This window comes from Exiguobacterium sp. UBA5002 (assembly GCF_002396765.1).
Classification (GTDB): Bacteria; Bacillota; Bacilli; order Exiguobacteriales; family Exiguobacteriaceae; genus Exiguobacterium_A.
On sequence record NZ_DGYQ01000039.1, the window covers coordinates 1 to 10,660 of the forward strand.

The 10,660-nt window shown below is 46.7% G+C and carries 10 protein-coding genes and 1 other annotated feature; of the genes, 1 reads left to right on the forward strand and 9 read right to left on the reverse strand.

Annotated features, from left to right (window positions below; translation table 11 throughout):
• Nucleotides 1–42: 42 nt before the first annotated feature.
• From B4C70_RS12225 to B4C70_RS12255, 7 genes are all read right to left on the reverse strand, one after another.
• Nucleotides 43–1,716 carry a hemoblobin-interacting domain-containing protein gene (locus B4C70_RS12225; RefSeq protein WP_290779791.1) on the reverse strand — a complete coding sequence of 558 codons (1,674 nt, stop codon included), beginning with the start codon at nucleotides 1,714–1,716 and terminating at the stop codon, nucleotides 43–45.
• Nucleotides 1,717–1,811: 95 nt separating this feature from the next.
• Nucleotides 1,812–2,669: a flagellin Hag gene (gene hag / locus B4C70_RS12230; RefSeq protein WP_290779796.1), complete on the reverse strand. Its 858-nt coding sequence runs from the start codon at nucleotides 2,667–2,669 to the stop codon at nucleotides 1,812–1,814.
• Between the two features lie 215 nt (nucleotides 2,670–2,884).
• Nucleotides 2,885–4,168 (reverse strand): methyl-accepting chemotaxis protein, encoded by a 1,284-nt coding sequence (locus B4C70_RS12235; RefSeq protein WP_290779799.1) that lies wholly within the window; start codon nucleotides 4,166–4,168, stop codon nucleotides 2,885–2,887.
• A 165-nt stretch (nucleotides 4,169–4,333) separates the two neighbouring features.
• On the reverse strand, nucleotides 4,334–5,842 hold the full coding sequence (locus B4C70_RS12240; protein ID WP_290779802.1) for a peptide ABC transporter substrate-binding protein: 1,509 nt from the start codon (nucleotides 5,840–5,842) through the stop codon (nucleotides 4,334–4,336).
• A 98-nt stretch (nucleotides 5,843–5,940) separates the two neighbouring features.
• Nucleotides 5,941–6,178 (reverse strand) — a binding site (T-box leader).
• Nucleotides 6,179–6,240: 62 nt separating this feature from the next.
• The gene (locus B4C70_RS12245) at nucleotides 6,241–6,633 is read right to left on the reverse strand and encodes a hypothetical protein (RefSeq protein ID WP_290779805.1); all 393 of its coding nucleotides are present in this window, start codon (nucleotides 6,631–6,633) and stop codon (nucleotides 6,241–6,243) included.
• Between the two features lie 287 nt (nucleotides 6,634–6,920).
• Nucleotides 6,921–7,751, reverse strand: coding sequence for a GNAT family N-acetyltransferase (locus B4C70_RS12250; protein ID WP_290779808.1), 831 nt, complete (start codon nucleotides 7,749–7,751; stop codon nucleotides 6,921–6,923).
• Between the two features lie 63 nt (nucleotides 7,752–7,814).
• Complete coding sequence (locus B4C70_RS12255) at nucleotides 7,815–8,297, reverse strand: hypothetical protein (RefSeq protein WP_214852469.1); 483 nt, start codon at nucleotides 8,295–8,297, stop codon at nucleotides 7,815–7,817.
• Nucleotides 8,298–8,433: 136 nt separating this feature from the next.
• Between B4C70_RS12255 and B4C70_RS12260 the strand changes: the two genes are divergently transcribed.
• Nucleotides 8,434–8,937: a hypothetical protein gene (locus B4C70_RS12260; protein ID WP_029342519.1), complete on the forward strand. Its 504-nt coding sequence runs from the start codon at nucleotides 8,434–8,436 to the stop codon at nucleotides 8,935–8,937.
• An 83-nt stretch (nucleotides 8,938–9,020) separates the two neighbouring features.
• On the opposite strand, the gene B4C70_RS12265 is transcribed toward B4C70_RS12260, so the two are convergent.
• Both B4C70_RS12265 and B4C70_RS12270 read right to left on the reverse strand, forming a co-directional pair.
• Nucleotides 9,021–10,286, reverse strand: coding sequence for a HAMP domain-containing sensor histidine kinase (locus B4C70_RS12265; protein WP_290779814.1), 1,266 nt, complete (start codon nucleotides 10,284–10,286; stop codon nucleotides 9,021–9,023).
• Nucleotides 10,283–10,660, reverse strand: a 378-nt coding sequence (locus tag B4C70_RS12270; RefSeq protein WP_290779817.1) for a winged helix-turn-helix domain-containing protein, incomplete at its 5' end; no start/stop codon positions are given. The genes B4C70_RS12270 and B4C70_RS12265, both read right to left, overlap by 4 nt.

Below are 10,660 nucleotides of genomic sequence, written 5' to 3' on the forward strand. Positions count from 1 at the left end.
CTTGACAGGGAGCAGTTCAAAGTCAACGTTAACGTTAATTAATTATTGTTTGATTTGAGTCGCTGTTAAAGTCAATAGTTTAAATTTCACTACTTGCTTTTCCGCATTCAATTCGTATACAGCCACATATTTTTTTGACGTTTTATCCACACCAGTAATATCTGATCCCGATGTATACTCTGTACCACCAGTAAACGACGAATATGCTTTTGGAGCAGTCGGAGCAGTTGATAGAACATCGATTTTCAGAGTATTTCCCGAAGCTTTAGAAACTGTTAATTTTGTTGTTCCAGAAGCACTTCCAGCTTCAGCTTTTACTGAGAGAGCTGCAGCTGCTGTCGTTGAAGCAACAATTGATTGATCAACAGTCTGATCCTTGAATCCGTTTTGTCCTGAGATAACAAATGTATAATCAGAAGCTTTTGCTTTAAATTTGTTAATGAAGAACGAAGAATTGATTACGATTTTACCATTAGAAATACTAAAATCATTTGCTGCTGTTGAAGTTTTCTCCTTAAGAGTAACTTTCGTTGGTATTTCTGCATTATCATTTTTATCAACTGCTGTAATTGCTAGTTTTGATGATACTCCATATGATTTTGAAGCATCTGTAAACGTCAATTCGATCGGCTGTCCAATCTCATTTTTAGTTGAGTCTGGTTTTACAGATGGATCAATATCAGTAAATGTATACTCTTTCGTATAACGGTTCAAAGCCTCATCTTCAGCAACGATGACAACTTTTTTCCCTGGTTGTGCGCTTGCTAATTTGATAGAGAACGGTGCAACTTTAGTTCTACTATCATACTTCGCGATACCTTCACCAATTAGAGTATATACATCGTCGGCTTTATCGGTATTACCTTTGTCATCTAAAACATATGCATTTACTTTACCAGCTGCACTTAGAGTGCCTTTATATTCTTTCGAAGCATTTGTAAAAGTAGAAACCGCATCTGATTTTGTAGATGTTTTTAATTCTGTAAATCCTAGTTTATTAGCATCCGCACCCCATTTAACTCCTGCAGACATTTCATCTAAAGGTGTAGAACTTTGACCAGCTACGACTTTAATCGCTTTATACACCTCATTGCGTTTATCGTCTTCACCTTCAGTGTCATTTCCAAGTACGATAACATCATATGTTCCTACCGGAAGAGCAATCGAAAAATACCCTGTTGCATCAGTAACGGTTGTCCAAGTTGTATCTTTTCCAACAATCGCTACTTTTGTAACTGCTTCTTCTTTAAGTTTACCACTAATCGTTCCAGAAACTTTACGGTCCAATTTGCCCGATTCATCTAACGTCGGAACAACTACACTTGTCTTTGTTACACTAGTTTTAGGTGTGTAACTTAAGAAGCGTGTGACATTTGTCTTACTGTCTAACTTCAATGTTAATGCGTACTTTCCGGCAGCTACATCTGTAAAGGCAACTTCACCTTTATCTGATAAGTTAGCATTCCCTAAAGTATTCCAAGCAGTCTCAACACTCTCAAGCGAACCCGTTTGTTGATCGAGTTTTGTTAAAGTAACAGTTTTTCCTAACACATTAAGTTTTGTACCCTTTGTATCATCAACCGCTACAAATGTAACCGGTCCTTTTGTCGGTTTTTCGGTTACCGCATTTACCAAACCTTGATTAGAGAGTACTAAAGGAGCTACAAGTGCCGCAGATAAACCGATCGATAATAATTTCTTTGTATGTTTCTTCATTTTTTCACCTCGTGTTTTTTTTTAGAAGGGTATCGAGTAGTACTACATACAGAAAGAGAGAATGAGAGGAAACTCCCTATTCTCTCTTTTATCGATTAACGGAGTAACTGAAGAACACCTTGTGGTTGTTGGTTTGCCTGAGCAAGCATTGCTTGAGCTGCTTGAGCAAGGATTGAGTTTTTCGTTTGGTTCATCATCTCTTTTGCCATATCAACGTCGCGAACACGTGATTCAGCTGCTGTTAGGTTCTCAGAAGACGTTTTGATGTTGTTGATTGCGTAATCCAAACGATTTTGATTTGCCCCAAGGTTAGAACGTTCTGTAGATACAGATTTAATTGCGTTATTGATTGTTGTGATTGCTGCAGTTGCAGTTCCTGCAGTTGAAGAAATATCAATTGCTTCAGCGGTTTCATCATCACCAGTTGCTATAGCTAAGCCAGTTTGACCAGTCATATTACCAATAGTCAATGTAATCTGTTGGCTTTCGTTTGCTCCAACTTGGAAAGTAAAAGTACCATCAGTGTTAGGACCACCTGCACTCGTTAGTAAATCCTGACCATTGAACTGTGTATCTCGTGCAATACGGTTGATATCTTTTGCGAGTTGATTTGCCTCTGCCTGTACAGCTGTTCGGTCTTCAGTTGTGTTTGTATCGTTAGATGCTTGAACTGCAAGTTCACGCATACGTTGCAGCATCGAGTGAGTTTCATTTAATGCGCCTTCAGCCGTTTGAATCAATGAGATACCGTCTTGTGCGTTACGTGATGCTTGATCAAGTCCACGAATTTGCCCGCGCATTTTTTCAGAGATTGAAAGGCCAGCTGCATCGTCGCCCGCACGGTTGATACGAAGACCTGAAGCAAGCTTCTCCATTGATTTACTTTGTGCACCTGAAGCTGAAGATAACTTGTTGTGTGTGTTTAAAGCTGTGATGTTATGATTGATAATCATTTTAATTTCCCTCCGTAGGATAAGTTTTTTGTCTCTTCGAAGATCCGTCTTCTCCGAGATGTGCCCTTGACCGGTCCAAGGGCAACACAGTGGATTCAGTCGATGACTGCTTCCACCCTATATATCGTCGTCCCTCCGAAATGTTTAATGCTTTTTTCAAAAAAATCCAAAAAAAATCGTACATCCTGTTTTTAGGATGCACGATTCCTCAGAAATCACAGACGCGTCGCGCCTGTCTCTTCCTGTAATTGCTCAGCTACCGCAACTAATTCTTCCATCGCGCCATTGACTTCACCGAGTGAAGCTGCCTGATGGCTTGATGCTTGTAAAACTTGCTCGGTGTGTTTGGATGCTTCCTCAACCATCGCGAGGATATTCGCTGTCGTCAAACCGACTTGATCGATTTCTTGATCCGATTTAACGACGAGTTGATCGACCGATTTCACGCGTGAGTAGACATGCTCCGTTGAATGATGAATCTCTTCGAATGACGAACCGGCTTGTTCGACGAGCCCGACGCCTGTCGCGACTTCATTTTGGACATCTGTCATCGCATTCGCTGTATCATTAACGAGACGTTTGACACCTGAAATCAAATCCGTGATTTCTTTTGCTGATGTCGCAGTTTGTTCTGCGAGCTTCTTAACTTCTGCTGCAACGACAGCAAATCCACGCCCTGCTTCACCCGCACGTGCCGCTTCAATCGAAGCATTCAAGCTGAGTAAGTTCGTCTGAGCAGAAATATCACTGATGACGTCCGTAATGCGTGAGATCTCACCTGTCATATCTGTCAATCGACCGTTGAGCGTCGCTGACTGCTCCATCTTCTTCGAAATCATATGCATCGCTTCGACTGAATCCGTCGCGAGTGTCTTTCCGTTCTGCGCTTCCGTCTGCATGACTGTCGCTGATTTTAACGCTTCGTTCATTTCTGCTGCGACTTCATCCATCGTCCGCTTAACCGCACCAAGTGCGTCCATCGATAGATAAGCTTGATCGACGTTTTCGTTCATTTTTGCGGATAGTTCCGCCATCGCTGACCGAATGCTTTCACCAGACGCGTTGCCTTCTTGAACAGCTGCTGCGATTTCTTGCGCCGAAGCTGTCAATTTATCGCTAGAGTTGCCCATCTGCGTTGCTTGTTTGCGGATATGTAAGACCATTACTTCGAGCTCATGCATGAGCTGATCGACTTCATCTCCACGTTTTGCTTCTTCAAAATCAACGTCGAAGTTGCCGTTTGCGACTTCGCGTGCTGTCTCAGTCGCCTTTTCGATCGCTTTGATCGGCTGACGGAGAATGAGTTGTGTCAACGTCGTTCCGATCAAGGAGAGGAGAAGACCGATCCCCGCCCCAACCCAGATTGCATTCGTATCCGCGACATCAAGCCCACGGTGTAGATATAAGACGAGTTGTGCTGAGATACCACTTGTGACTGCTGAGATCACCAATACCCAAAAGAACAATCGTAACTTCAAGTTTCTTCGAAATCTTTTCATAACTGCGACTTCCCTTCTTGGTTCTTCTTTTCACCGTTCTATCTATCGGTTGATAATGAAAGCGATTTTAGTCGATTGACCTGATTTCAGAATAAAAATTACCAAATCTCTCCCATACAAAAAATCCTCTTTCCCTTGTGTTATCAGGAAAAGAGGATACGAGTATCAGTTACGATTGATTTCGACGTATTTATAAGAAATATCCGTTCCGACATTATGACGCGCGAGATTCTTCACTTCCGTGTTTTGCAAGAAGGCATTCTTCCGTTGGTAGACCGGTGAGATTGCTTGATCGTCGAGTAACAAGCTTTCCGCTTTACTGAGTAACGCGAGACGCTTGTCTTGATCGAGTTCACTTTCAGCCTGTTTCAAGAGTCGGTCATACTGTTTGTTCGAGTAGTCCATCATGTTGAACGGGTTACCGGTTGTGAACAAGTTCAGGTATGTCGTCGCATCCTGATAGTCCGGTGCCCAGCTCGCGAGTGACAGATCGTAGTCCCCTCGTCCCTCACGGGCGAGACGCTCTTTCTTCGGAAGTGACAACAGTTTAACGTCGACGTTTTGTTTCTTCAACGCCCCTTGGATGTACTCACCGATTTTTTTCGAGACATCGTCATCTTCAATCAACATCGTCAGTTTAAGATTTTGGTTTGCGAGCACTTTGTTCGCAGATGCCACATCATACGATGATTCGATTTGGCGCTCGTTGTCATACTTCGGATCAAGTTCTTGCGGAACGATATAATCCGCTGGCAGTGAACCGTTTCCGAGCAACGTTTCCGTCAACGCTTTTTTATCATATGCCGCATCGATTGCTTGGCGTGTTTCTTTATCTTTCAGGGCATCTGTTTTTTCGTTCATCCGGATGAAGAACATCCGCGAATCGCTGAACGTGTTGTACTCTTTTTGATTCTTGTACGTGACGACGTTCTCCGAGTTGAGTGGCGCGACATCAAGTTCACCCGACTCGAACAAGTTGATCGCAAGCATCGGATCCTTGATGATTTTAACGTCGACTTCGTCGATTTTGACGTTCTTCCGGTCTGCGTACTCAGCGTTTTTCGCGAGCGTATAGCCTTGCTCGGCTTGATATTTCTTGAATGTAAATGGTCCGTTGTAGACGTTCGTCTTTGGATCCGTTCCGAACTGGTCACCTTCAGCTTTGACGATATCTTCCCGGACCGGCATATAGGTACCGAACGTCGTCATGCTGAGGAAGTATGGCGTCGGGCGTTTCAGTTCGATTCGAAGTGTCTCGTCGTCGACCGCTGTCGTTTTTTCGACTGGCTCGAGCAAGTAAGTGAACGGTGAGTTCGTTTTGATGACGCGCTCAAATGCATAACGGAAGTTCTCCGCTGTGACAGTCTTTCCGTCAGACCATTTGGCATTCGGGTCAAGCTTGAACGTATAGACTTTTCCGTCCTCTGAGACGCTATGCGATTTCGCTGCCGCCGGAACAAGTTCATTGTTCGCATCGAAGCGATAGAGCCCTTCGTAGATTTGGTTGAAGATGTTTGATGTGATAGCGTCTGCCGGGTCGACCGACAGGAGGTCGTAACTCTCCATCGTACGCAGGACCTTTTTGTCCGCTTGTTTGTCTTCTGCTGGTTCTGTCGTTGCACATCCTGCTAATAGGACTGCCGTACTCGCCGCTGCGATCAATGTCTTTTTCATGTGTAATGCCTCCTGAGAAATATGATGAGCGTTGGATGATTCGGCATACCTTGACGTACAACAAAAGGCGCCCTCTACGCATAGCTAACAGCTAATGCATAGAGGACGCCTGTATCCGCGCGGTGCCACCTCTGATTGAGACGAAGAATCGTCTCCACTTGTCGCTGGTCCAACAACCAGCTAGCCCGGTAACGGGGGCAACCGTCCTGTCTACTCGAAGGTTCAACAGGCTCTCAGCGGTCCATTCTCGTTCAGCTTACCGTGTCAGGCTCTCACCATTCCTAACTCGCTTGGTCGGCAGTGTTGACGATACTTACTCCGCGTCGTCGATGTAATTGATATGGCCTAACTTGTTGTTTACTTTACACGGCTTATTTTTCTCTGTCAACGAAAAAAACTCAGAACGGATGGTCTTCTTGTTTTTCTTGCTCGCGACGGACCGGACGTGGTCGAATCGGTTCGACGTGTTTTACGTACGTCCGTGCAACAATTCGGTTGCTAAACGCTGCGTCAAGTAAGATTGTGATCGCTGCTGCCATGTGTAAGAACATCCCGACGACCGGAATGACACCGACCGTTGATGCGATAATCCCGACGATGTTCCCTTTTGAGACATTCCCGGCACGTGCCGTCAATACAACAACGACGATGTGAAACGCGAGCATCAACCACAGGGCATTATAACCTGAGAAAATGACGATTGAACCACCTAAGAGCGGAATCCCAAGCACCGCTTCCATTCCACCTGATACCCACTTCAACGTCCGCAATGAATCCTGTCGACTCTCCATGACGTCGCCTCCTCTTTTTTTCCATATGTCTAGTATACGACGGATTAAAGAAAAGGTTCCAACGTTTTTGTTTAGTTTCTGTAATAATAACCATAAAAAAAGCAATCGACGAATGTACTCAAGTCTTGCTCCCTTTCCTCAGGCGAGACACAAGCCGCGACTCTTTCGCTTCAAGCGAAGAGCCGGGTCTTGTTTGTCTCTGACAGCGCAACTGCGCTTTTTCCTGTAGGAGTGGAGCAACTTGAGCATCCAGCATGCACTGGAATATCCGTCAATCGCTCATTATTTTAAACCGCCAACACGTGGAACTGATAGCCACGATGCACGACGAATCCTGCCTCTTTGTAAAGATCAAGTGCCCGGTCGTTATTTGTCTCAACGTCGAGTTCGAGCTGCGTCCGACCTGTCCGGAACAACGCTTGGACCATCAACTTCAGCATCTTTTTGCCGTAACCATTGCCTTGGGCTTCCGGACGAACGGCGAACGCATGGATGCTTGCTTGTGTATCGGAAGCGAGATAGGCACGAATGACACCGACCGGTTTACCTTTTGCGACGCCGATGAACGTGATCCGGTCGTCGGATTCAATCGCTTGATAGATTGACTCCGCTTCTTCGTCCGTGTTACCGAACGATTTGCCGAGCGTCTCGACGATGAACGGGCGGTCGTCCGCTGTCGCTTCGCGTAATTCGAAATCCGGATCTGCTTTTAAGAACAGCTGCGCCTTTTTCAAAATCATGTTGTACTCGGTCATCCGGTACTCAGCACCTAATCCTTCGAGGACAGCTTGACCTGACTGACTTGCGTCGTCAATGACGAACGTGAATGCTTCGACGCCTGCTTCCGTTGCCCGCGCCCGTGCTGCTTCAACGAGTGCCGTGAATATGCCTTGTTTCCGATAATCCGGATCAACGAAGACGTTCAATTCCCACTCCGTCGGTAAGTACGCGAATGCTTGTAAGTACCCGACGAGTTGCTCACCATCATAGATTGCGAAATCGTTCTCGCCGACCCAATCCGCCGCGACCTTTAATTCAATGCCATCGTGATCGTTGACACATTTTTCGAGTTGTAATACATCTGTTGTTTGTTTGACGTCTGTGACGTTCCATTCCATATTCATTCACCTCATTTTCAACTATACCGAACGAACAAAAGAAGCACTAGCAAAAGCTAGTGCTCATTGCAATTTGAATGTCTTCATCATCTGCGGGACGTCCTTGACGATCAAGTTCTCGATCGCTTTTTTGCCGACAGCCCCTTTGACGGCTTCCGTCGGTAAGACGTAGTAGTAGGTTTTGCTACCTTTCGTCCCGAGATATGTACCATATCCGATTTCACGGTCGAACTGTTTTTTCGAGAGCTTCTTCGGCTCGTAGTTCAAGTTGACGAGCAGCTGATCCGCTCCTTTGACTTTATAATACAACGCGAACGTACCGCTCCGCGTGATGACACCGTATTTTGACTTGACCGTCTTGTTCTTGACGAGCTCGACTTTGTCTTGCTGGATCGCCTTTTTCAACGCGTCCGTCGTCTTGACCGTATAGCCGAACGTCTTGTTCGCGACGACTCCTTTGCTATATGTCACGTTACTTGCAGCAAAGCCGGTCACCGGAGTCAGACATGCTCCGAGTAAGACTCCTGTCATTGCGATTCGTTTCATGCTGACTCCCCCTAAAATGATTGATAGTAATGGATTCCCTTTTGTGAAATAGGTAAACTCTATTCTCGAAAAAGATTTGACGGAATTGTCTAAATTTCTTACGATAGGAATAACGAAACGAAATGGGGTTAAAGCGATGACTGAACAAGAACAATTAACGCAAGAACAGCTCGATAACTTGCTCAAGAATGCGTTTGCAATGCAGGTTCCGATCCTCGAGAAGTTCATGAAAGATACACACGATCGTTACGCACTCGCAACGACGTCGTTCAAGCGTGACATGGAAGCAATGAAAGAGACGGAATGGCATCAGTTCTTCGCGAGTAAACTGTTACCACACTTCTTCCTCGAGCACCTCGGATTCGGTGCCTCGTTCCGCTTCAACGGACACGATAAGGAAGTCGATCTTCCAGAAAACGTAGTGCCGGTCCGCAATGATGCAGATGAGCAAATCGAAAAAGTCGTCCTCGGGGTCAAAAAGGCGATGCAAGATGAGCACATCAAGAACCACGATCTCGTCGCGAACTTCTATAAAGAAACACTCGAACTCGCTTGCCAAATGGGGAGCCGTGTCGGGATGAGCGATGAGTTCTATACTCTCGTCAAACCAAGTCTTGTTCATGCGAACGACGGTCAATAATCGTTACATTAATTCAAGAGAGGTCAGTTCCGGAATGTTTTCCGAAAACTGACCTCTCTTTTTGTATGCCTGATAGAATCCGTTTAAAACTGAACGTAGAACACCGCTCCCCCACCACTTCGGTCGCGAACACCATAGTCGAATTGATGACTATCGAGAATCATCCGACTGATCGCAAGACCGAGTCCATGCCCGGCACTGCCTTCTTGTTTGACGTAGACATCCCAGATCGTTGCCCGGTCTTCTGCTCGGACACCCGCTCCTTCATCCTCGACCGTCAATTCGTCATGCGTTAAACGAACGGTGACCGTTCCGCCGACGGGTGAAGCAAAGCGGGCGTTCATCAAGAAATTGATCAAAACGCGCTCGAACATCCGTGGATCAAGGGATTGCCTCATCGGTTGCAGCTCCATCGCCAGCGTCAGTCCTGCCTGTATGAACGTTCCACGGAGTCGTTCAACTGTCGCAAGCACGAGTTCATCGAGTGCCACATCCGTCTTTTCAAGCGGCATCCGTCCACCGGCAAGCTTCGAATAAAGTAACGTCTCGTCAATCAGATGACCGAGTCGATCCGTCTCCTCGATGATACTTGTCGTCACGTCGGGCAGTTCGGCGACGGGAATAACACCTGCCGCGAGCGCCTCGGTCTCGTTTCGAATGATTGCGAGCGGCGTCCGCAAGTCATGGGTGATACCGGCGATGAACGTCTTTTGCAGATGATCCTTTTGTTTGAGTTGTGTCTGCATCTCATCGACGGCGTCAATCAACTCCCCGACTTCATCCTTCGGTCGTGCCGGCAGGACGACGTCTGTCTCGCCCGCACCAATCTTTTGGGCGACGGACCGGAGCGTCACGATCGGTCGTGTCAGGTGCCGTCCCATATAGTAAGCGAGTAACGATGCGAGCAACAGTGTCACGAGTAATGCGAGTCCGATTGCGAGATAAACACCACTCAGTGCACTACTCGCCAGTGGTGCTTGTCGGACCGTCGTGATCCGCGTTCCGTCAACCGTCAACTGATACGTCAGCAACCGTTCGTCTTGCACTTCAATGACATCTTCCTTCTTGAGATTATCAAGAAGCGGCAACCGCCCCGCCGGTCCGCGTGCGCCAATCCGTTGCGTCAACCCGTCGGTCGTCAAAAACCCTTGGATATCACGCGGTATCGGCGTATCGGCTTCAAGCGCTTGTTTAATGATGTTCGCTTCCCGGGCGAGTTGATCGTACCGTTCGCCTTCTGCGAATCGATTGACGAGAAACGCCGTCAAGACGAAACTAAGGACTCCCATCACGAGCAGCGGACCGACGACAGCGTATAAAAACTTCCGCATCAAAGGACGTCGTTTCATTCAATCGCCTCCAATCGATAGCCGACCCGGTGGACCGTCTTCAATTGTTGTTTAATGACGGGCAACTTATCCCGCAATTGTTTAACGTGCGTGTCGACGGTCCGGGTATCGCCTCCGAATGCGTACCCCCAGACGTCATCAAGAATCTGATCCCGGCTCAGTGCCTCACCAAGATGTTCGATGAAATAAAGCAACAGTTCGAACTCCATCTTTGCGAGACTGATCGCCCGTTCCCCCGCTTTGACTTGGCGTCCCTTCTCATCAATCGTCAAGTCACCAAACGCATGGCGAGCAACCGGACGGACTTTTAATGCCCGTTCAAGCCGGATCGTCAACTCCTTCAGGACGACCGGTTTAACGAGATAGTCATCGGC